Consider the following 20,606-nt stretch of genomic DNA (forward strand, 5'->3'; position numbering starts at 1 on the left):
GCTGGTGCACAGCGCGGGGGCACCGTCGTGTCCGGGGGCCGTCAGCCGGTGTTGCGCAGACCCGCGGCCACGCCGTTGACGGTCAGCAACAGGGCCCGCGCGAGCAGCGGGTCCGGCTCGGTGCCCGCCGCCGCGGCGTCGCGCTGCCGCTTGAGGAGGGCGACCTGGAGGTAGGAGATCGGGTCCAGGTAGGCGTCGCGGATGGTGAAGGTCTGCTTCAGCACCGGCTGGGCGTCGAGGAGTTCGTCCTCGCCGGTGACCCGGAGGATCTCGGCGACGGTGAGGGCGTGCTCGGCGCGGATGGTGTCGAAGACGTGCTTCAGCTCGTCCGGCACGAGGGTGTCGACGTAGTGGCCGGCGATCCGCAGGTCGGTCTTGGCCAGCGTCATCTCGACGTTGGAGACGAAGTTGCGGAAGAAGTGCCACTGCCCGTACATCTCGTCGAGCACGGTGTCCAGGCCCGCCTCGCGCAGCGCCTTGAGGCCGGAGCCGACGCCGAACCAGCCGGGGACGATCTGCCGGGACTGGGTCCAGCCGAACACCCACGGGATGGCCCGCAGTCCGTCGAGGCCGGCACCGGAGTCGGGCCTCCTCGAAGGCCTCGAACCCAGGTGCAGGTCGGCGAGCTGGTCGACGGGGGTGGAGGCGAAGAAGTACGCCGGCAGGTCCGGGTCCTCCACCAGCCTGCGGTACGCCGCGTGCGCCGCGTCGCTCACCACGTCCATGGCGGCGTCCCAGCGGGCGAGGGCCTCCACGGACTGGCGGGGCGCGGTGTGCAGGGCGGAGGCCTGGAGGGTCGCCGCGACGGTCAGCTCCAGGTTCTCCCGGGCCAGGGACGGGATCAGGTACTTGTCGGAGATGACCTCGCCCTGCTCGGTCACCTTGATCTCGCCCTCCAGGGTTCCCCAGGGCTGGGCGAGGATCGCGTCGTGGGTGGGGCCGCCGCCGCGGCCGACGGTGCCGCCGCGGCCGTGGAACAACCGCAGCCGTACGCCGTAGCGGTGGGCGACGTCGCGCAGCCGCCGCTGCGCGCGGTGGATCTCCCACTGGGACGTGGTGATGCCGCCGAACTTGGAGGAGTCGGAGTAGCCGAGCATGACCTCCTGGACGTCGCCCCGGAGCGCGACGAGACGCCGGTAGGACGGGTCGGAGAGCATGTCCTCCAGGATGGTGTCGGCGGCCTTGAGCTCGTCGGTGGTCTCCAGCAGCGGCACGATGCCGATCTTCGCCCAGCCGGCGTGCAGGTCGATCAGGCCCGCCTCGCGGGCGAGGACGGCGGCGGCGAAGACGTCGTCGGCGCCCTGGCACATCGAGATGATGTACGACTCGATGACCTCGGGCCCGAAGACCTCCAGGGCCCGCTTGACCGTCTCGAAGACGCCGAGGGTCTTGGCGCCGGCCGCGTCGACGGGGGCGGGGGTCGGGGCGAGCGGGCGGCGCGAGCGGAGTTCCTTGGCGAGGAGCTTCGTGCGGTAGTCGCGCGGCATGTCGGCGTACCGCCAGGACTCCTCGCCGAGCCGGTCGAACAGCTGCCCGAGGGCGTGGTGGTGGGCGTCCGCGTGTTCGCGTACGTCCATGGTGGCGAGCTGGAGGCCGAAGGCGGCCAGCGTGCGGATGGTGCGGTCCAGGCGGCCGTCGGCGAACAGGCCGCCGCGGTGCTCGCGCAGGGAGCTCTGGATCAGCTTGAGGTCGTGGAGCAGCTCGCCGGTGCCGAGGTAGTCGCGGCCGGCCTGGTGCGGGGTGCCCTTGGCGAGGCGCTGCTTGGTGTTCTCCAGCTTCTGCCGGATGCAGGTGGCCTTGAGGCGGTAGGGCTCTTCCGCGTTCAGCCGCTTGTAGCGGGGGCTGATCTCGGGCAGGCGTTCCAGGTCGGCCCGGAGGGACTCCAGGAGCTCCTCGGTGGCTCCGGTGTAGCGGATGGAGTTCGACAGGAAGCCGCGGAGTTCGTCGATCATCTCCAGGGCGTCGTTGATGCCGTGCTCGTGCTGGAGGATCAGCACCTCCCAGGTGACCTCGGGGGTCACGTTGGGGTTGCCGTCGCGGTCGCCGCCGATCCAGGTGCCGAAGGTGACGGGGCGGGTGTCGTCGGGGAGCTTGACGCCGACGCGCTCCAGTTCCGCCGTCAGGTCCTCCAGGACGTCGCCGACGGCGCCGGCGTGCAGCTCGTCGAGGTAGTAGATCGCGTTGCGGGCCTCGTCGGCCGGTTCGGGGCGGACGACGCGCAGCTCGTCGGTCTGCCAGACGAGGTCGATGTTCTCGGCCAGCCGGGTGTCGTGGCGGCGGCGGTCGGAGTCGAGGACCGGGGTCTCCAGGAGCTTGGCGATGCGCCGGAGCTTGTTGAGGACCGAACGGCGGGCGGCCTCCGTGGGGTGGGCCGTGAACACCGGACGAACATTGAGGTGGCGGACGGTCTGCCTCAGGTGCTCCGGATCGGCGTCCTTCAGCCGGTCGGCGGTACGGGACAGCAGTCCGCCCTCGGCGGCCCGCCGGGCACGCAGCTCCCGGCCCCGGTGCACCTGCTCGGTGACGTTGGCCAGGTGGAAGTAGGTGGAGAAGGCGCGGACCAGCTTGGCCGCGGTCTCCAGTTCGGTGCCACGCAGCAGCTCGGCGGCGGCCTCGCCGTCCTCGCGGGTGAGGCGGCGCACCTTCTCGACGAGTTCCAGCAGCTCAGGGCCCTCCTGGCGGACGAGCGTCTCTCCGAGTAGGTCGCCCAGCCGGCGGATGTCGGCGCGCAGCTCAGTGCTGGTCGTCGTGGTCTGGTCGTCGGCACTGCTCACAGGTGCGGCTCCTTGCAGTGTTGAAGCTCGTCTGAAGCTCGTCTGGGAGGGAACCCGGCGACCGTCGCACGGCGGTGTGCCGCATTACGGGCCGGACTTCCGGGGAAGGAATCAGAGCGGACCGCGCTGTCCGACCGACTCCAGGATAGGTGTCGGCCGGGACGCGCAGGCTCACGGGCTCTTGCCGCCGGGCGACGCGCTGCCATACTTACGACGCCGTAGGTTACGGAACCGTAGGGAGGGCTCGGCCGAGTCGTTCCCGGTTGTCGCTACCCACCGGCACCTGTCTCAACCCACGACCCCCCAGGGGACGCACCCATGACCACGAGCTCCGATGTGATCGACGACGCCCCGAAGTCGACCTCCCAGACCTCCACCGCACCTCTGCCGACCGCCACGCTCGGCGGCGACCGGAAGGGTTCTCTCGAGCAGGTCGCGCTCCTGCTCTTCATCGTCGTCCCGTTCCTCGCCCTGATCGCGGCCGTGCCGCTGGCGTGGGGCTGGGGGGTGAGCTGGCTGGACCTGGGTCTGCTGGTCTTCTTCTACTTCCTCGGCTGCCACGGCATCACGATCGGTTTCCACCGCCACTTCACCCACAGTTCGTTCAAGGCCAAGCGGCCCCTGAAGATCGCGCTGGCGATCGCCGGGTCGATGGCGGTCGAGGGCCCCCTGGTGCGCTGGGTGGCCGACCATCGCAAGCACCACCGGTTCTCCGACGCCGAGGGCGACCCGCACTCCCCCTGGCGGTACGGCGAGACCGTCCCGGCCCTGATGAAGGGCCTGTGGTGGGCGCACATCGGCTGGATGTTCGACGAGGAGCGCACCCCGCAGGAGAAGTACGCGCCGGACCTGATCAAGGACCCGACGCTGCGGGCGATCTCCCGGCAGTTCATCGTCTGGACGGTGCTGTCGCTGGCGCTGCCGGCGCTGATCGGCGGTCTGGTGACGATGTCCTGGTGGGGCGCGTTCACCGGGTTCTTCTGGGGGTCGCTCGTCCGGGTGGCGCTGCTGCACCACGTGACCTGGTCGATCAACTCGATCTGCCACGCGGTGGGCAAGCGGCCGTTCAAGTCGCGGGACCGGTCGGGCAACGTGTGGTGGCTGGCGGTGCTGTCCTGCGGTGAGTCCTGGCACAACCTGCACCACGCCGACCCGACGTCGGCGCGGCACGGCGTGGAGCGCGGGCAGATCGACTCCTCCGCGCGGCTGATCCGCTGGTTCGAGCTCGCCGGGTGGGCGTACGACGTGCGCTGGCCGTCACGCTCGCGTATCGATTCCCGCCGTCAGACCGGGGAAGGCGGCGTCCGACGAGGGAAGGAGACCGCCGAGGCGGCATGATTGACGCCGTGGCGACCGACTCCAGCACCTCCAGCAACGACAAGCCGCGGCGCACCCGCCGTACCCGTATGACCGGTGCGGAGCGTCGCCAGCAGCTGCTGGAGATCGGTCGCACCCTCTTCGCCGCGAAGGGCTTCGAGGGCACGTCGGTGGAGGAGATCGCGGCGAAGGCAGGGGTGTCCAAGCCGGTGGTGTACGAGCACTTCGGCGGCAAGGAGGGGCTGTACGCGGTCGTGGTGGACCGTGAGATGCGCCGCCTGCTGGACATGGTGACCAGCTCCCTGACGGCGGGACACCCGCGCGAGCTGTGCGAGCAGGCGGCGTTCGCGCTGCTCGACTACATCGAGGAGTACACGGACGGGTTCCGCATCCTGGTCCGTGACTCCCCCATCCCCCAGTCCACGGGCTCCTTCGCCTCGCTGATCTCGGACATCGCCACCCAGGTGGAGGACATCCTGGGCCGCGAGTTCAAGAGCCGCGGCTTCGACCCCAAGCTCGCCCCCCTGTACGCCCAGGCCCTGGTGGGCATGGTCGCGCTGACCGGGCAGTGGTGGCTGGAGGTCCGCCGGCCCAAGAAGGCCGAGGTGGCGGCGCACCTGGTGAACCTGGCCTGGCACGGCCTGGACGGGCTGGAGCCGAAGCCGCGGTTGATCGGGCATCGCAAGAGCTGAGCGCTCCGCATCGGGTCGTACTCCTCTGCGGCGCCGTCGTGGCGGGTCGCGCTGTTCCCCGCGCCCCTTCGGGACGTGGCTCAGAGCGGTTCGAGGAACTCCAGGCGGTTGCCGACCGGGTCGTACGAGTAGAAGCGGCGGTGGCCCGGGAGGTCGTCGTCCCAGGTGACGGTGGCGCCGTGGGCCGTCAGGCGGGCGGCGTACGAGTCGATGTCGGTGATCCGCAGGCCCGGGTGGGCCTTGCGGGCGGGGCGGAAGTCGGGCTCCATGCCGAGGTGCAGCTGTACGGCCCCCGCCCGGAACCAGCAGCCGCCGCGTGCGGCGAGCGCCGGTGGCTTGGGGATCTCGGTCATGCCGAGGACGCCCACGTAGTAGGCGCGCAGCCGGTCCTCGCAGTCGGGTGGGGCGGCGAGCTGGACGTGGTCCACGGCGGTGATCACCAGGTCTCCCGGCGGGCGACGGCGAAGACGCGCCGGAAGGGGAACGGCGTGCCGTGGTCGCCTGTCGGATAGGCCTCGCGGAGGGCGGCTCGGTACTCGTCCTCGAAGGCCTGCGCGGCCTCCGGGTCGTCGGCGAGGGCCGTGAGGACGGGGCGCAGGCCGGTGCCCTTCACCCAGTCGAGGACCGGGTCCTCGCCCGTCAGGAGATGGATGTACGTGGTCTCCCAGACGTCGGCCGCGCAGCCGAGGCCGGTGAGGCGTTCAAGGTAGGCCTCGGGGGTGAGGACGGCCTCGTCGTGGCGCAGGGTGTCCGCCAGGCGGTCCCGCCAGCGCGGGGACGCGGCCAGCTCCCGCATCAGGCGGTGGCTGGGGGCGTCGAAGTTGCCGGGGACCTGGAAGGCGAAAGTGCCGCGGGGCACCAGCCCGGCGATCCAGTCGGCGAAGCGGTCCGCGTGACCGGGGACCCACTGGAGCGTGGCGTTGCTGAAGATCAGGTCGTACGGCTCACCGGGCTCCCAGGTGCGCACGTCGGCGTGGGCGAAGGTGAGGCGGTCGGCGTCCGCGTGCTCGGCGCGGGCCCGCTGGAGCATCTCCGGGGAGTTGTCGTAGCCGGTGACGTGGGCGGTGGGCCAGCGGGCGGCGAGCAGCGCGGTGAGGTTGCCGGGGCCGCAGCCGAGGTCGGCGATGCGCGGCGGGTCGCCGGGGAGGTCGGGGATCCGGGCGAGGAGGTCGGCGAAGGGGCGGGCGCGGTGTCCCGCGTGCCGCAGGTACTGGGTGGGGTCCCAGGTGGGGTCGGCCATGCCTCCAGCTTGACCCTCAAGTATCTCGACGTCAAGAGACTTCACGTCGACACAACCACTACACTGATCGCCATGGAGGACGAGGTCGATCGGCTGGTCGCAGCGTGGCGCCGGGAGCGCCCGGACCTCGACGTGGAACCGCTCGAGGTGCTCAGCCGGGTGAGCCGGCTGGCCCGGCACCTGGACCGCGCACGTCGGCTGGCCTTCTCCGAGCACAGCCTGGAGCCCTGGGAGTTCGACGTCCTGACGGCGCTGCGCCGCGCGGGAACGCCGTACCAGCTCTCGCCGGGACAGCTGCTGACCCAGACCCTGGTCACGTCGGGCACGATGACGAACCGTATCGACCGCCTGGCGAAGAAGGGCCTGGTGGAGCGGCTGCCCGACCCCAGCGACCGGCGCGGTGTGCTGGTCCGGCTCACCGACGAGGGCCGGGACCGCGCGGACCAGGCACTGGCGGGCCTGCTGGACCAGGAACGCGCGATCCTCTCGGAACTGTCCCGCGCCCAGCGCGCCGAACTGGCGGCCCTGCTGCGCCAGTTGACCGCCCCGTTCGACAACATCCCCGGCTAGGCGTTCCGCGGGCGCACAACGCTCGGCCGTACGTCGTCCGCGGGCCGGTGGGGCTGGTCGCGCAGTTCCCCGCGCCCCCTTCGGGGGGCTGCCCGCTCAGGCGCTGTTGCTCTCCTCCGCCGTGACCCGCCCGGCGGGACCGAGGTCGACCGGCCCCACGCCGGCCCGCCGGGCCAGCGCGACCGCGGCGAGGGTCGAGTGGACGCCCAGTTTGCCGAGGACGTTCTGCATGTGGGTGCGCACCGTGTGCGGGGAGAGGTACAGGCGCTCGGCGACGGCCTTGCGGCCCAGGCCGGCGACCATGCACCGCAGCACCTCCCGCTCGCGCGGGGTGAGGGACTCCACCAGCCGTTCGCTCTCGGTGCGGTGCCTGCGCGCGGCGGTCAGCTCGCGCAGGACGCCGGTGAGCAGGGCGGGCGGCAGATGCGTCTCGTCGCGCAGGACGCCCCGGATGACGGTGAGCAGCCGGGACAGCGAACAGTCCTTGGCGACCCAGCCGCTCGCCCCGGCCTGGAGGGCCAGCGCGGCACGCCGGGAATCGTCCTTCTCAGCGAGGACGACGACCCGTACGCCGGGCTGCGCGGTACGGACCCCGGCGACGAGGGAGATGCCGTCCACGACCCCGTCCACACCGCCCTCCCGTACCGGCACGGCGGGCCGTATCCCGGGGACGTTGCCCCCCAGGTCGGCGTCGACGAGCAGCACGTCGAAGCGGCGGCCCTCGGCGGCCGCGCGCTCCAGGCTGCGCAGCGCGGCGGGACCGCTGCCGGCCGCGGAGACGTCGACGTCGGGCTCGGCGGCGAGCGCCGCGGCGAGGGACTCGGCGAAGATGCGGTGGTCGTCGACGACCAGGACTCGGACACGAACCACGAAACCCCCTTCCCCGAGCTCTCACAGAGCAGGGGACGTCCATGGACGGGAGCCGGTGACCGGTGCGGGTACGACGCCCGAAGCGTTCCCGGGTTGGGTTTCCGCCGTTCCCCAGGACGGGGCCGCCGCAGCCGCACGGCCGCCGCCGTGCAGGAACTGCTACCCCCACTTCGGGCGTCGTACCCGACTTGTCTCGCCCCCTGAACAGCACCGGCCCCCACCGGTGCTTTCATCAGAGTACGGGCGGGGGGCAGGAGCGGAAGGCGATTTGCAGAACTGGCTGTCCAGCGCGTTTATGGTGAGCCGCATGTTTCGTATTGAGACAGAAGTCGACAGGGCCCGGCGCGATCTTCTCCGTTCCCGGCTCCGCGACGCCAATACGGCAGCATCCCCCGTCCTGCGCGCCCTGCGCGAAACCCGGGCCGGCCGCGAAGCGCCCCTGCACGTCTGGGCGTTGGACGCCGCGGGCGGCCTGGCCGGCGGCCTGGTCGGGCACACCTGGGCGACCTGGCTGCACGTGACGTACCTGTGGGTCGACGAACGCCACCGCGGCAGCGGCCTGGGCTCCCGCCTGCTGGCCGAGGCGGAGCGGATCGCCCGCGACAAGCGGCGCTGCTCCGCCGCCCGCCTGGAGACCTGGGACTTCCAGGCGCCCGGCTTCTACCGCAAGCAGGGCTACGAGGTGGTGTGCGCGATCCCCGACTACCCGCCCGGCGTCACGGAGTTCACCCTGACGAAGCGCCTCGGCAACCCCTGACGGCACCCGCCGCCGGCGGACGGCCGCCGGCACACCCCGACGGCAGACGCCGACGCCGACGCCGACGCCGACGCCGACTGCAAACGGCCGACGCAGCCACCAGGCAACAGACGCCAACGGCCGAATGGCAGCCGCCAGCCGCCAGCCGCCAGCCGCCAGCCGCCAGCCAACGAACGGCAGACAGCCGCCGACAGACGCCGACAGACGCGGACAGCCGACGGCAATGCCCCAGCCTGCCGCCCTACCGCACCCGGCGTGCCCCCGCCGAAGGCACCGCCTCGAAGACCCGGGGCGGCGTGAAACCCGCCGTCGCGAACGCCTCCTCCACCGCCTTGGTGACGGTGTCGACGTCCGCCACCTCCGCGAGCACGATCGCCGAGCCGCCGAAGCCGCCGCCCGTCATCCGGGCGCCCAGCGCACCGGCCGACAGGGCGCTGTCGACGACCAGGTCCAGCTCCGGGCAGGAGACGCGGAAGTCGTCGCGCAGGGACGCGTGGCCCTCGGTGAGGACCGGGCCGATCGCCCGGGTCTCGCCGGACTCCAGCAGCGACACGACGCGTTCGACGCGCTCGTCCTCCGTGACCACGTGCCTGACCAGCCGGCGGACCTCCTCGTCGTCGCCGAGGCGGCCGAGCGCCGCGTCCAGCTCGGCGTACGGGATGTCGCGCAGGGCGTCGACGCCCAGCAGGGCCGCGCCCTTCTCGCAGCCGGCGCGGCGCTTGCCGTACTCGCCGGTGCTGTGCTCGTGCTTGACCTGGGTGTCGACGACCAGCAGGCGCAGGCCCTCGGCCGCGAGGTCGAAGGGGATCTGGCGCTGGGCCAGGTCGCGGGTGTCGAGGAACAGGGCGTGGCCGGCGGCGCAGCAGGCGGAGGCGGTCTGGTCCATGATGCCGACCGGGGCCCCGACGTAGACGTTCTCGCCGCGCTGGCACAGCCGGGCCAGCTGCCAGCCCTTCAGGCCGAGGTCGTACAGGTCGTTGAGGGCCAGCGCGACCACGACCTCCAGCGCCGCCGACGACGACAGGCCCGCGCCCGTCGGGACGGTCGAGGTCAGGTGGATGTCGGCGCCGGTGACCGGGTGCCCGGCCTGGACGAGGGCCCAGACGACACCCGAGGGGTACGCCGTCCAGCCCTGGTCCGACTCGGGCTCCAGCGCGTCCACGCCGAGCTCCACGACGTCGCCGCCGACGTCCGCCGAGTGCAGCCGCAGCACGCCGTCGTCGCGGCGGGACACCGCCGCGACCGTGGTGTGCGGCAGCGCGAACGGCATCACGAAGCCGTCGTTGTAGTCGGTGTGCTCGCCGATGAGGTTGACCCGCCCGGGCGCGGCCCACACGCCCTGCGGATCGGCCCCGTACAGCTCCCTGAACCGCTCGGCGACGGCCCCGGCGACCGTCTCACTGGCCTCGCTCATGCCCTGACCCCTGACCTTCCGTACGTCTCTACTTGCCGCGCCGCTGCGCGAACTCCCAGGCGTCCGCGACGATCCCGGCGAGGTCCGCGCGCGACGGGTTCCAGCCGAGCCGCTCGCGGGCCGTGCGCGCCGACGCCACCAGCACCGCCGGGTCGCCGCCCCGGCGCGGGGCCACCACCTCGGGAATCGGGTGGCCGGTCACCTGCCGGACCGTCTCGACGACCTCGCGGACGGAGAAGCCGTTGCCGTTGCCGAGGTTGCAGATCAGGTGCTCGCCGGGGACGGCGGCCTCGAGCGCCAGCAGGTGCGCCTCCGCGAGGTCCGCGACATGGATGTAGTCACGGATGCAGGTGCCGTCCGGCGTCGGGTAGTCGTCGCCGTAGACGGAGATCGCGTCGCGCCGGCCCTGGGCCACCTGCAGGACCAGCGGGATGAGGTGCGACTCGGGGTCGTGCCGCTCGCCGAACTCGCCGTAGGCGCCCGCCACGTTGAAGTAGCGCAGCGACACCGCGCCCAGCCCGTGGGCCGTCGCCTCACCGGTGATCATGTGGTCGACGGCGAGCTTGGACGCGCCGTAGGGGTTGGTCGGCGCGGTCGGCGCGGACTCGAGGATCGGTACCTGCTCGGGCTCGCCGTAGGTGGCCGCGGTGGAGGAGAAGACCAGCTTGCGCACCCCGGCCGCCCGCATGGCGGCGAGCAGGGCCATGGTTCCGCCGACGTTGTTGTCCCAGTACTTCTCCGGCCGTACGACGGACTCTCCGACCTGGGAGGAGGCGGCGAAGTGGAGCACCGCGTCGAACGAGGAGTCCAGCCACTTGGCGGCGTCGCGGATGTCGCCCTCGACGAAGGAAGCACCGGAGGGCACGCCCTCGCGGAAGCCGGTGGACAGGTTGTCGAGGACGACGACCTCGTGGCCTGCCTCCAGCAGGTGCTGGGCGACCACGCTACCCACGTATCCCGCACCACCGGTGACCAGGTACTTCCCGCTCATGAACTAGCTACCTCTCGCAGTCGCTCGGCCGCGTGCTCCGGCGGCACGTCGTTGATGAAGACGCTCATGCCGGACTCGGAACCCGCGAGAAACTTCAGCTTGCCGGAAGTTCGGCGAATGGTGAAAAGCTCCAGGTGGAGTGCGAAGTCGTCACGGCTGACGCCCTCGAACTCGTCCAGCCGGCCGAACGGCGCCTGGTGCCAGGCGGCGATGTACGGCGTCGGAGGCTCACCCTCGCCGAAGATCCGGTCGAAGCGCCTCAAGAGTTCCAGATACACCTGGGGGAACTCCGAGCGCGCCCCCTCGTCGAGCGCGAGCAGGTCGGGCACCCGGCGACGCGGGTACAGGTGGACCTCGTACGGCCAGTGCGCGGCGTACGGCACGAAGGCCACCCAGTGTTCACCCTCAAGGACGACCCGCTCGTCGGCGAGTTCGCGCTCCACGACGGCGTCGAAGAGGTTCTCGCCGCCCGTGGCCTCCGTGTGGGCCGCGAGGGACCGGAGCATCAGTGCGGTGCGGGGGGTGGTGAAGGGGTAGGCGTAGATCTGCCCGTGCGGGTGACCCAGGGTCACACCGATCTCGGCACCCCGGTTCTCGAAACAGAAGACCTGCTCGACGGAGGGCAGATGGGACAGCTCCGACGTACGGTCGGTCCACGCCTCCAGGACCAGCCGCGCCTGCTCCTCGCTCAGGTCCGCGAAGGAGGCGTTGTGGTCGGAGGTGAAGCAGACGACCTCGCAGCGGCCGGAGTCACCGGCCAGCGAGGGGAAACGGTTCTCGAAGACCACCACGTCGTACGACGAGTCCGGGATCTCGCTCAGGCGTTCGCCCTCCGACGGGCACAGCGGGCACTCGTCGGCCGGCGGGTGGTAGGTCCGGCCCTGGCGGTGCGAGGCGATGGCGACCGAGTCGCCCAGCAGCACGTCGTCGCGGATCTCGGAGGTCGTCACGGTCCGCTCCAGCGGACGGCGGTCGACCGCGTCCCGCACGGAGTCGTCCTGCAGGTCGTAGTAGATCAGCTCACGACCGTCCGCCAGACGGGTCGAGGTCTTCTTCACCGCGGACTCCCCATTCGGGCCAGCCAAATCATTCAACAGAACTCAACACACCAAAACACAACTCACCACGACAGTCAACATCGCAATCAATCACAGCTCGACATCAGACGTGTTCAATGAACGAACGCGCAGGCAGAGGTTCCGCTCCGGATCAGTTCACGCAATGAAGCGAGTGCGTATGCAAACCCCCACATATCTGTCCGCCGAGCTACGGCTCCCCACCAACTGGCTCGACTACACGATCCTCGGCATCTACTTCGTCGTCGTCCTCGGCATCGGCTTCGCCGCCCGCCGGTCGGTCAGGACCAGCCTCGACTTCTTCCTCTCCGGCCGCTCCCTGCCCGCCTGGGTCACGGGCCTCGCGTTCATCGCCGCCAACCTGGGCGCCACCGAGATCCTCGGCATGGCCGCCAACAGTGCGCAGTACGGCGTCTACACGACCCACTGGTACTGGATCGGCGCCATCCCGGCCATGGTCTTCCTCGGCCTGGTGATGATGCCCTTCTACTACGGCTCCAAGGTCCGCTCGGTGCCGGAGTTCCTGCTCCTGCGCTTCGACAGGGCGGCGCACCTGCTGAGCTCGATCCTGTTCGCCTTCGCCGCCATCCTGATCGCCGGTGTGAACCTCTACGCGCTGGCGATCGTCGTGGAGGCGCTGCTGGGCTGGCCGCAGTGGGTGGCGATCGTCGTGGCCGGCTTCTTCGTCCTCGCCTACATCACCCTCGGCGGCCTCTCCTCGGCGATCTACAACGAGGTCCTGCAGTTCTTCGTGATCCTCGCCGCCCTCATCCCGATCACCGTGCTGGGCCTGAAGAAGGTCGGCGGCTGGGACGGACTGACCGACACCCTCACCGCCGACCGCGGCGACGACTTCGTGACGGCCTGGGGCGGCACCGGCATCGGCGATCCGAACCCGCTGGGCGCGAACTGGCTCACGATCGTCCTCGGCCTGGGTTTCGTGCTGTCCTTCGGCTACTGGACGACGAACTTCGCCGAGGTCCAGCGCGCGCTGTCCGCCAAGAACCTCTCCGCCGCCCAGCGCACCCCGCTGATCGCGGCCTACCCGAAGATCTTCATCGTCTTCCTGGTGATGATCCCGGGCCTGGTCGCCGCCGCGCTGATCCCCCGGTTCGGCACACCGGAGTCGGGCTACCAGTACAACGACGCCATCCCCTACCTGATGCAGGACCTGCTCCCCAACGGCGTCCTCGGCATCGCGGTGACCGGTCTGCTGGCGGCCTTCATGGCCGGCATGGCGGCCAACGTGTCGTCCTTCAACACCGTGTTCACGAACGACATCTGGGCGCGGTACGTGGTCCGGGACCGGGACGACAGCTACTACGTGGGCTTCGGCCGCATCATCACGGCGATCGGCGTCCTGGCCTCGATCGGCACGGCGTTCCTGGCGGCGTCCTTCTCGAACATCATGGCGTACCTGCAGACGCTGTTCTCCTTCTTCAACGTCCCGATGTTCGTGGTCTTCATCATCGGCATGTTCTGGAAGCGGGCGTCGATGAAGTCGGGCTTCTGGGGCCTGCTCGCGGGCACCACGGCCGCGATGGTGAACTACTTCGTCATCTACAAGCAGGGCGTCATCGACATCCCCTCCGACCAGGGCGCCAACTTCGTCTCCGCGATCGCCGGCTTCGTGGCCGGCGCGGTGGTCATGGTGGCCGTCTCCCTCTTCACCGCCCCCAAGCCCGAGGCGGAACTCCAGGGCCTCGTCTACGGCACCCGCTCGCCCGGCATGGCGGAGCCGCCCGCGGAGGGCGACGACGCCTGGTATCGCAGGCCGGCGCTGCTCGGCTGGGGCGCCGTGGTCCTGGCCGCCCTGTGCTACATCCCGTTCTCGTTCTGACCGCGGGAGGATGGAGAGACCATGTCAGAGCACCCCGAGCACCCCGAGCGCTCCCAGCACCACGACTACTCCGAGCGTGACGTCCTGCGGGAGGTCACCGAGCTGGAGAACAAGTCCGCGACGGCCGCCCGCCTGTTCGACATCCGGCGCATCATCGGTGGCCTGTTCGTCGTCTACGGCGTCATCGTCACGATCGTGGGCCTCACGGACGACCAGGCGGCGATCGACAAGGCCGAGGGCGTCAACATCAACCTCTGGACCGGCCTGGGCATGCTCCTGCTGGGCCTGTTCTTCCTGGCCTGGCTGAAACTGCGCCCGACGGCTCCGCCGCCCCCGCCGATCACCGTCGAGGACGACCTCCGGGAGTAGCGCCGGCCCCCTGTCCACCGCCCCGCCCGCACGGGAGGCGGCGTGGCGGTGGTCAGGGGTCGCCGGACGTTCAGCCCTCGCCGCCGTGACGGGGCAACGGCCCCGCGCGCTCCAGCAGCCCCGTCCGCGCGGCCAGGGCCGCCGCCTCCAGCCGCGAGCCCACCCCCAGCTTCATCAGCACCCGCTGCACATGCGTCCGCGCGGTGGACGGGGCGATGCCCATGCCCGCCGCGATGAGCCGCGTGTCCTCGCCCTCCGCCACCCGCACCAGCACCTCCACCTCCCTCGGCGTCAGCATCTGCAGCAGCCGCTGGCCCTCGTCGTCGGGCTGGGCCGCGGGATTCAGCAGCTCGCTGAACGCCCCCTGCAGCAGCTGCGGCGCCACCGCCGCCTCCCCCGACCGCGCCTTCATGATCGCCCGCTCCACGCCCTCGATCCGCTCGTCGTGGCGCACATAGCCGGACGCCCCCGCCGCGAACGCCGCCGCGATGCCCCGGGGACTGGGCACCGGGCCCAGCACCAGCACCGCCACCTGCCCCCGCTCCCGCTTGATCCGCGTCACCGGATCGAACGCGCCCGCCTCGGCCGGTGTGGCCGTCCCCCACAGACACACCTCCGGCGCCCGCGCGATCACCAGCTCCGCCGCCCCCGCGGCCGGCGCCGCCGCGGCCAGCACCCGGTGCCCCCGCAGTTTCAGCGCGGAGGCCAACGCCTCGGCGAGCAATCGGTGGTCGTCGACCACCATGAGCCGCACTCCCATCGAGCAACCCCCCAGTCCCCCCAATGGACGCCCACTATGGATGCCCAAAGGTCCCCACCGACAGACCCGGAACACACACAGAACCAACCAAGTACCGCCCCCCGGACGACAGCCCCCCGGCATCGACGTCCGTCATGCCCCCGGAAGCTACACGCTTGTTCGACGTTGCGCTGCCCCTACTCGTGAGAAGTGCCCCAGATCGCCGAATTCCGCTCATTCCAGGGTGTTGCGCGGTAAGGGCACGCCTACGGCGCGGCCCCGCCCCCGAACGGGGACGGGGCCGCGCCCGAACGTCGAGGGAGCCTCAGCCATTCACCCCGAACGCGATGGCGAGGTAGGCGTCCCCGCCCGCGTCCGAACCGCTGGCGTACACCTCGGACATGTACAACCGCCCCTGCGAGTAGAGGACTTCGCCGTACCCCGGCGCCATCCCCGACTCCACGTCGCGCACCGACTCGGTCCCGGGGTTCTCCATCAGCTTCACCTGCTCGAAGGAGCCGCCGTCGATGCTGACGATCTGCCCGCCCTTGTCGTAGGGCCCGCTCTTGTACGCGATCACGTTGCCGCCGTCCATCCGCAGCGGCGTCATCGTGTACCCGTCCCCGGCGTCCGCCCGCTGCCCGGTCTGCTTGCCGCTCGCCAGGTCGAACACGACGACCGAGTTGGTCCGGCCGAAGTCGCCGGAGGTGTCGCGCTCCTCGGTCGGCACGTACAGCCGGTCGCCGCCGACCGCCAGCCCGGTGCAGTCCTCGATCCGCGAGATGCCGTCGCACTCGGCGGCGTAGGAGTCGCCCGGCGCCGAGATCCGCGCCCGCAGCTTGCCGGTCTTGCTGTCGACGGAGAAGAAGTCCGAGATACCGCTGCCGTCCCCGGCCGAGTCGCCCACGTCGGCCGCCACCACCAGCGGATCGGTCGACACGACACTGGCGTACTCGATGCCCTTGGCCATCTTGTACTCCGAGATCACCTTCCCGGACTTCGGGTCGATGGTCTGGATGTGCAGCTCCCGTGCCTCGTACTGCCCGCACTTGCGCACCGCGACCAGCTTCGCGCCACCGCCGTACCCGGCGTCGTAGCAGGTGTCCGCGGGCTTCGGCGTCCACAGGGCCTTGCCGCTGGCGATGTCGAACGCGGCGCCGCCGCTCGTGCTGCCCACGGCGACCGTGCTCGCGCTGACGGTGACGTTGTCGAAGTTGATCGGCTGGTCACCGGAGGTGGCGGTCTCGGTCCACAGCTTCTTGCCCGCGTTCAGGTCGATCGCCGCGACCTGGCTGCATCCCTCGGAGGAGTTCTTGGCGGGCATCTTGGGCTGGAACACGACGGCCGTCATGCCGTCGGCGGTCGTGTGCCGGGTGGTCTCGCACACCGGGCCGGGCAGCGGAATCGTCCACAGCTCGGTGCCCTTGTCCCGGTCGTAGCCGACGATCTCGGCGACACCGGTCTTGGCGTACACCTTGTCGGTGAGCCAGGAGCCGGAGACGACCACGGAGTCGTCCTTGGCGACCTCGGGCGCCGGGATCTGGAACAGCACCTTGGAGTTCGGGTCGGCCGGCACCTTCTCGGTGCCCTTGGCGGAGTCGTCGGCACCGCCCTTGCCGTCGTCGCCCCCCGTGGAGTTGGCAGTGTCGTCCTTGCCGCCCTCGGCGGACGACTGCGAGTACCAGACGCCGCCACCGATGATCAGCGCGATCGCCACGACGGCGGCCACGACGATGGCCACCTGGGCGTTGAGCTGCCGCCGACCGCCGGCCGTCCGCCCCGGCTGTCCGGCCTGCGGGTGCAGCGGCACGGTGGCGGCCTGCGGGTAGCCGTAGCCGGGCTGGGCGTACGGATTCGGCTGCGGCGCGCCGGGGTGGCCGTACCCGGGCTGCGGCTGGGCCTGGGGCGGCTGCGGGTAGCCGTACCCGGGCTGCGGCTGGGTCGGCGGCGCGGCCGGCGGCTGCGGTGCGCCGAAGGCGGGCGGCTGCTGCGGCGGCTGGTCCTGGGGGGACCCGCCCCCCGGCGAGGGCTGGTGGGGCGGCGGAGACGGCGGCTGGGTCATGACGTGGGCACCTCGGGGAGACGGGGGCGGAACGAGTCGGCGGGGGGCGTCACTTGCCGTAGGCGAGCATCAGCTTCTCCTTGGCCTCGTCCTGGCCGGACAGCCGGGTGGTGGAGATGTAGAAGCGGCCGTCCGCCCAGGCGATGTCCCGCGAGTAGAAGCTGCCCTCGACCTCCCCCGCGCCGGCGGGGTTCTGCAGCAGCGTCGTCGGCCGATGGCTGCCGCCGGTCGTCGGAACGGTGACGATCCGGCCGCCCGCGTCGTACGACGGCTGGACGTAGGCGATGAGCTTGCCGCCCTCGACCTGCAGCGGCAGCATCGACTCCTCCGCCGGGGACTTCACCCGCCACTTCTCCTTGCCGGTGGCGAGGTCGATCGCGACGACCTCGTTGGCGCCGCCGGTGGCCTCGGTGGGCAGGTAGAGGGTGTTCGCGTCGGCGGCGACGCCCTCGCAGCCGGTGAGGTCGCGCTGGAGGACGGCCCAGCCGCACTCGGGCGCGAAGCTCTCGTCGACCTTGACCTGGGAGCGGAAGCCGCCCTTGGCGTCCAGCGCGGAGATGTTCCAGGCGTCCTTGTCCTCGTTGGTGCTGTAGACCACCAGCGGGTCGACCGAGTAGGTGCGCATGACGCGCCAGCCCTTGTCGAAGGCCTGGGTCCACTTGACCTTGCCGGTCCTCGGGTCGAGCTCCTGGATCTCGTCGTGCTCGTTGTCGGTGGCCGCGCCGCAGGAGGCGACGGAGATCAGCCGGCTGCCTCCCGCGAAGGCGCTCGGGAAGCAGGCGTCGCCGTACTTCTTCTTGTCGAACAGCTTCTTGCCGGTGGTGACGTCGTACGCCGTGCCGGACTGCGAGCGACCCACCATCAGGGTGTTGCCGGCCAGGGTCAGTTCGATGCTGAGCGTGCTGTCGAACAGCGCGCCGTCCTCGACCTCGCCGGTCCAGCCCTTCTCACCGGTGGCGAGGTCGACCAGCTGGAGCTGGTTGCACTCGGCGCGGTCGCTGGAGCCGCTCATGTACGCGACGACGATCTTGTCGTCGGCCGTCTTCTGCGGGGTGGCCGCGCAGATCTCCTGCGGGAACGTGATCGGGTCCCAGGTGGGGTTGCCGTCGCCGACGTCGTAGGCGACGAGCTCCTTGTACGCCGCCTTCACCGCCGTCTTGTCGGTGATCCACATGCCGGGGGCGTCGGCGCCGGAACCGGGGGCGTCGGGCGCCTCCTTGTACCAGAGCACCCTCGCCTCGCCCGCCTTGCGGCCCTCGTTGAGGTTGTCGGGGTCGGCGCCGCCGTCGCCGCTGCCGTCGCCGGGGTTGACCGGCGCGTCGGACGCGGAGGGCCTGGGGTCGTCGCTCTGCTCGGCGACCGGCTTCTTGTCGTCGCCACCGCTGGTGACGGCGTAGACGGCGCCGCCGATCAGCAGCAGCGCGGCCACCGCGGCGCCGACGGCCAGGGCGGGCCTGCCCCGGAAGGGGTTGCGCGAGCCGGAGCCGGGCGGCGTGCCCGGGGCGCCGGGGTACTGCGGCTGCGGGTAGCCGTAACCGGGCTGCTGGCCGTACGGACCCGGCGGCTGCGGCTGGGCGTACGGGCCCGGCGTGCCGTAGGGCCCCGGCTGCGGGGGCTGCCCGTACGGGCCGGGCGTCTGCGGAGAGCCGTAACCCGGCTGCGGCGGGCCCTGCGGGGGCTGCGCCGGAGGCTGGGGCGGCTGTGCCGGCGGAGGGGGCGTGCCCTGCTGCGGGTCCTGCGGCGGGCCGAAACCGCCCGCCTGCCGCGGGTCCTGCGGTGCACCGAAGCCGCCCTGCGGCGGCTGACTGGGCGGCTGAGTCATCTCTGGTTCCCCCTTGTGACCGATGTGGCGCCGCGGCAGTCGACGCGCCGTGTTCGCGCCACACCCATACTTCTCAGACGGCCCTTTGTATCACCCGGCGCCGACAGCAAGTCGGGCCGCGTCCGCCCCTGTTCCCAAGGGAGGACCGGCCCGTGATGCCCTCGTTACGCTCCTTCACGCCCCCTTCACGGGGTTCACGCGTCCTCGGCCAGCTCCAGCCACCGCATCTCCAGTTCCTCCCGCTCCCCGGCCAACTGCCGCAGCTCGGCGTCGAGTTCGGCGACCTTGGCGAAGTCGGTGGCGTTGTCGGCGATTCGGGCGTGCAGCGTGGTCTCCTTCTCGGAGATCCGGTCCAACTGCCGCTCGATCCTCTGGAGTTCCTTCTTGGCGGCCCGCTGGTCGGCCGCGCTCTTCTCGGCGGCGGGCTTGACGGCGGCCACCGGGGACGCGGCGGCCGCCGCCTCCTCCATCTTCCGGCGCCGCTCCAGGTACTCGTCGATCCCGCGCGGCAGCATCCGCAGCGTGCCGTCGCCGAGCAGGGCGAACACCCGGTCCGTGGTGCGCTCGACGAAGAACCGGTCGTGGGAGATCACGATCATCGAGCCGGGCCAGCCGTCGAGGACGTCCTCCAGCTGGGTCAGCGTCTCGATGTCGAGGTCGTTGGTCGGCTCGTCGAGGAAGAGGACGTTCGGCTCGTCCATCAGCAGCCGCAGCAGCTGGAGCCGGCGCCGCTCACCGCCGGACAGGTCCCCCACCGGCGTCCACTGCTTCTCCTTGCTGAAGCCGAACGTCTCGCACAGCTGTCCCGCGGTCATCTCGCGCCCCTTGCCGAGGTCGACGCGCTCGCGCACCCGCTGGACGGCCTCCAGGACCCGCCAGTCCGGGTCCAGCTCGGCGACCTCCTGGGAGAGGTAGGCGAGCTTGACCGTCCTGCCGACGGCGATCCGCCCGCCCGTCGGCTGGACCTCGCCCTGGGTGCGTGCCGCCTCGGCCATGGCGCGCAGCAGGGAGGTCTTGCCGGCGCCGTTGACGCCGACGAGGCCGATGCGGTCGCCGGGGCCGAGCTGCCAGGTCACGTGCTTCAGGAGCACCTTGGGGCCGGCCTGGACGGTGATGTTCTCCAGGTCGAAGACGGTCTTGCCGAGCCGCGAGGAGGCGAACTTCATCAGCTCGGAGCTGTCCCGGGGCGGCGGCACGTCCTTGATCAGCTCGTTGGCGGCCTCGACGCGGAAGCGCGGCTTCGACGTGCGGGCGGGGGCGCCGCGGCGCAGCCAGGCCAGCTCCTTGCGGACCAGGTTCTGCCGCTTGGCCTCCTCGGTCGCGGCGATGCGTTCGCGTTCGGCGCGGGCGAAGACGTAGTCGGAGTAGCCGCCCTCGTACTCGTGGACCACTCCGCGCTGCACGTCCCACATGCGGGTGCAGACCTGGTCGAGGAACCAGCGGTCGTGGGTGACGCAGACCAGCGCGGAGCGGCGCTCGCGCAGGTGCGTCGCGAGCCAGGAGATGCCCTCGACGTCGAGGTGGTTGGTGGGCTCGTCGAGGACGATCAGGTCCTGTTCGTCGATGAGCAGCTTGGCGAGCGCGATCCGGCGCCGCTCGCCGCCGGAGAGAGGGCCGATGACGGTGTCCAGGCCCTTGGGGAAGCCGGGCAGGTCGAGCCCGCCGAACAGGCCGGTGAGCACGTCGCGGACCTTGGCGTTGCCCGCCCACTCGTGGTCGGCCATGTCGCCGATGACCTCATGGCGGACGGTGGCCTCGGGGTCGAGGGAGTCGTGCTGGGTCAGGACGCCCAGGCGCAGGCCGCCGGAGTGGGTGACGCGGCCGGTGTCGGCCTCCTCCAGGCGGGCCAGCATCCGGATGAGCGTGGTCTTGCCGTCGCCGTTGCGGCCCACGACGCCGATGCGGTCCCCTTCGGAGACGCCGAGGGAGATGCCGTCGAGCAGGGTACGGGTGCCGTACACCTTGCTGACGTTCTCGACATTGACCAGGTTGACGGCCATTTCGCTCCTGCTCACGGGGACGGTCAGCCTCCCAGCCTAACGGTCGCCGGAAGGTGACCGGTCCGGCCAGGTC

Annotated in this window: 17 protein-coding genes; 6 read left to right on the forward strand and 11 right to left on the reverse strand. The window is 71.3% G+C overall.

Annotation, left to right across the window (positions count from 1 at the left end; genetic code table 11):
* Window positions 1-41: 41 nt before the first annotated feature.
* Window positions 42-2,774: a phosphoenolpyruvate carboxylase gene (gene ppc / locus IPT68_RS15210; protein ID WP_189700441.1), complete on the reverse strand. Its 2,733-nt coding sequence runs from the start codon at window positions 2,772-2,774 to the stop codon at window positions 42-44.
* 318 nt (window positions 2,775-3,092) lie between these two features.
* On the opposite strand from ppc, the gene IPT68_RS15215 reads away from it, so the two are divergent.
* Window positions 3,093-4,112: an acyl-CoA desaturase gene (locus IPT68_RS15215; RefSeq protein WP_189700442.1), complete on the forward strand. Its 1,020-nt coding sequence runs from the start codon at window positions 3,093-3,095 to the stop codon at window positions 4,110-4,112.
* Window positions 4,109-4,783 (forward strand): TetR/AcrR family transcriptional regulator, encoded by a 675-nt coding sequence (locus IPT68_RS15220; RefSeq protein WP_189700443.1) that lies wholly within the window; start codon window positions 4,109-4,111, stop codon window positions 4,781-4,783. The genes IPT68_RS15215 and IPT68_RS15220 overlap by 4 nt, the downstream gene beginning before the upstream one ends.
* An 80-nt stretch (window positions 4,784-4,863) precedes the next feature.
* Here IPT68_RS15220 and IPT68_RS15225 read toward each other — a convergent pair whose 3' ends face one another.
* A complete protein-coding gene (locus IPT68_RS15225) occupies window positions 4,864-5,223 on the reverse strand; it encodes a VOC family protein (RefSeq protein ID WP_189700444.1) in 360 nt (119 codons plus the stop codon).
* Window positions 5,220-6,023: a trans-aconitate 2-methyltransferase gene (locus tag IPT68_RS15230; RefSeq protein ID WP_189700445.1), complete on the reverse strand. Its 804-nt coding sequence runs from the start codon at window positions 6,021-6,023 to the stop codon at window positions 5,220-5,222. The genes IPT68_RS15225 and IPT68_RS15230 overlap by 4 nt, the downstream gene beginning before the upstream one ends.
* A 72-nt stretch (window positions 6,024-6,095) precedes the next feature.
* Between IPT68_RS15230 and tamR the strand changes: the two genes are divergently transcribed.
* Complete coding sequence (tamR, locus tag IPT68_RS15235) at window positions 6,096-6,593, forward strand: MarR family transcriptional regulator TamR (protein ID WP_189700446.1); 498 nt, start codon at window positions 6,096-6,098, stop codon at window positions 6,591-6,593.
* 96 nt (window positions 6,594-6,689) lie between these two features.
* On the opposite strand, the gene IPT68_RS15240 is transcribed toward tamR, so the two are convergent.
* Complete coding sequence (locus IPT68_RS15240) at window positions 6,690-7,463, reverse strand: response regulator transcription factor (RefSeq protein ID WP_189700447.1); 774 nt, start codon at window positions 7,461-7,463, stop codon at window positions 6,690-6,692.
* A gap of 295 nt (window positions 7,464-7,758) precedes the next feature.
* Between IPT68_RS15240 and IPT68_RS15245 the strand changes: the two genes are divergently transcribed.
* Window positions 7,759-8,220 (forward strand): GNAT family N-acetyltransferase, encoded by a 462-nt coding sequence (locus IPT68_RS15245; protein WP_189700493.1) that lies wholly within the window; start codon window positions 7,759-7,761, stop codon window positions 8,218-8,220.
* Between the two features lie 241 nt (window positions 8,221-8,461).
* Here IPT68_RS15245 and galK read toward each other — a convergent pair whose 3' ends face one another.
* The 3 genes from galK to galT are packed head-to-tail and all read right to left on the reverse strand — an operon-like array spanning window position 8,462 to window position 11,683.
* Window positions 8,462-9,634, reverse strand: a complete 1,173-nt coding sequence (gene galK / locus IPT68_RS15250; protein WP_189700448.1) for a galactokinase — start codon at window positions 9,632-9,634, stop codon at window positions 8,462-8,464.
* A 28-nt stretch (window positions 9,635-9,662) separates the two neighbouring features.
* A complete protein-coding gene (gene galE / locus IPT68_RS15255) occupies window positions 9,663-10,625 on the reverse strand; it encodes a UDP-glucose 4-epimerase GalE (RefSeq protein WP_189700449.1) in 963 nt (320 codons plus the stop codon).
* Entirely contained in the window at window positions 10,622-11,683 is a 1,062-nt protein-coding gene (gene galT, locus IPT68_RS15260; protein WP_189700450.1) for a galactose-1-phosphate uridylyltransferase, read from the reverse strand. The genes galE and galT overlap by 4 nt, the downstream gene beginning before the upstream one ends.
* A gap of 178 nt (window positions 11,684-11,861) precedes the next feature.
* Between galT and IPT68_RS15265 the strand changes: the two genes are divergently transcribed.
* Entirely contained in the window at window positions 11,862-13,541 is a 1,680-nt protein-coding gene (locus IPT68_RS15265; RefSeq protein WP_189700451.1) for a sodium:solute symporter family protein, read from the forward strand.
* Between the two features lie 21 nt (window positions 13,542-13,562).
* Window positions 13,563-13,910 carry a hypothetical protein gene (locus IPT68_RS15270; protein WP_189700452.1) on the forward strand — a complete coding sequence of 116 codons (348 nt, stop codon included), beginning with the start codon at window positions 13,563-13,565 and terminating at the stop codon, window positions 13,908-13,910.
* A gap of 70 nt (window positions 13,911-13,980) precedes the next feature.
* Here IPT68_RS15270 and IPT68_RS15275 read toward each other — a convergent pair whose 3' ends face one another.
* The 4 genes from IPT68_RS15275 to IPT68_RS15290 form a co-directional block, all read right to left on the reverse strand.
* Window positions 13,981-14,670: a helix-turn-helix transcriptional regulator gene (locus IPT68_RS15275; RefSeq protein ID WP_189700453.1), complete on the reverse strand. Its 690-nt coding sequence runs from the start codon at window positions 14,668-14,670 to the stop codon at window positions 13,981-13,983.
* 304 nt (window positions 14,671-14,974) lie between these two features.
* Window positions 14,975-16,711: an outer membrane protein assembly factor BamB family protein gene (locus tag IPT68_RS15280; RefSeq protein WP_189700454.1), complete on the reverse strand. Its 1,737-nt coding sequence runs from the start codon at window positions 16,709-16,711 to the stop codon at window positions 14,975-14,977.
* A 49-nt stretch (window positions 16,712-16,760) separates the two neighbouring features.
* The gene (locus IPT68_RS15285; RefSeq protein WP_189700455.1) at window positions 16,761-18,533 is read right to left on the reverse strand and encodes an outer membrane protein assembly factor BamB family protein; all 1,773 of its coding nucleotides are present in this window, start codon (window positions 18,531-18,533) and stop codon (window positions 16,761-16,763) included.
* Between the two features lie 194 nt (window positions 18,534-18,727).
* Window positions 18,728-20,533 carry an ABC-F family ATP-binding cassette domain-containing protein gene (locus tag IPT68_RS15290; RefSeq protein ID WP_189700494.1) on the reverse strand — a complete coding sequence of 602 codons (1,806 nt, stop codon included), beginning with the start codon at window positions 20,531-20,533 and terminating at the stop codon, window positions 18,728-18,730.
* Window positions 20,534-20,606 lie beyond the last annotated feature (73 nt).

The sequence above is a fragment of the Streptomyces chromofuscus genome, assembly GCF_015160875.1.
Classification (GTDB): Bacteria; Actinomycetota; Actinomycetes; order Streptomycetales; family Streptomycetaceae; genus Streptomyces; species Streptomyces chromofuscus.

Bases quoted from the DNA above. Each gene is read 5' to 3' on its own strand.
- IPT68_RS15230 (WP_189700445.1), bottom strand. From the start codon at position 6,023: ATGGCCGACCCCACCTGGGACCCCACCCAGTACCTGCGGCACGCGGGA.
- IPT68_RS15215 (WP_189700442.1), top strand. From the start codon at position 3,093: ATGACCACGAGCTCCGATGTGATCGACGACGCCCCGAAGTCGACCTCC.
- IPT68_RS15265 (WP_189700451.1), top strand. From the start codon at position 11,862: ATGCAAACCCCCACATATCTGTCCGCCGAGCTACGGCTCCCCACCAAC.
- IPT68_RS15270 (WP_189700452.1), top strand. From the start codon at position 13,563: ATGTCAGAGCACCCCGAGCACCCCGAGCGCTCCCAGCACCACGACTAC.
- galE (WP_189700449.1), bottom strand. From the start codon at position 10,625: ATGAGCGGGAAGTACCTGGTCACCGGTGGTGCGGGATACGTGGGTAGC.
- tamR (WP_189700446.1), top strand. From the start codon at position 6,096: ATGGAGGACGAGGTCGATCGGCTGGTCGCAGCGTGGCGCCGGGAGCGC.
- IPT68_RS15245 (WP_189700493.1), top strand. From the start codon at position 7,759: ATGGTGAGCCGCATGTTTCGTATTGAGACAGAAGTCGACAGGGCCCGG.
- IPT68_RS15275 (WP_189700453.1), bottom strand. From the start codon at position 14,670: ATGGGAGTGCGGCTCATGGTGGTCGACGACCACCGATTGCTCGCCGAG.
- IPT68_RS15220 (WP_189700443.1), top strand. From the start codon at position 4,109: ATGATTGACGCCGTGGCGACCGACTCCAGCACCTCCAGCAACGACAAG.
- galK (WP_189700448.1), bottom strand. From the start codon at position 9,634: ATGAGCGAGGCCAGTGAGACGGTCGCCGGGGCCGTCGCCGAGCGGTTC.
- IPT68_RS15290 (WP_189700494.1), bottom strand. From the start codon at position 20,533: ATGGCCGTCAACCTGGTCAATGTCGAGAACGTCAGCAAGGTGTACGGC.
- IPT68_RS15285 (WP_189700455.1), bottom strand. From the start codon at position 18,533: ATGACTCAGCCGCCCAGTCAGCCGCCGCAGGGCGGCTTCGGTGCACCG.
- IPT68_RS15280 (WP_189700454.1), bottom strand. From the start codon at position 16,711: ATGACCCAGCCGCCGTCTCCGCCGCCCCACCAGCCCTCGCCGGGGGGC.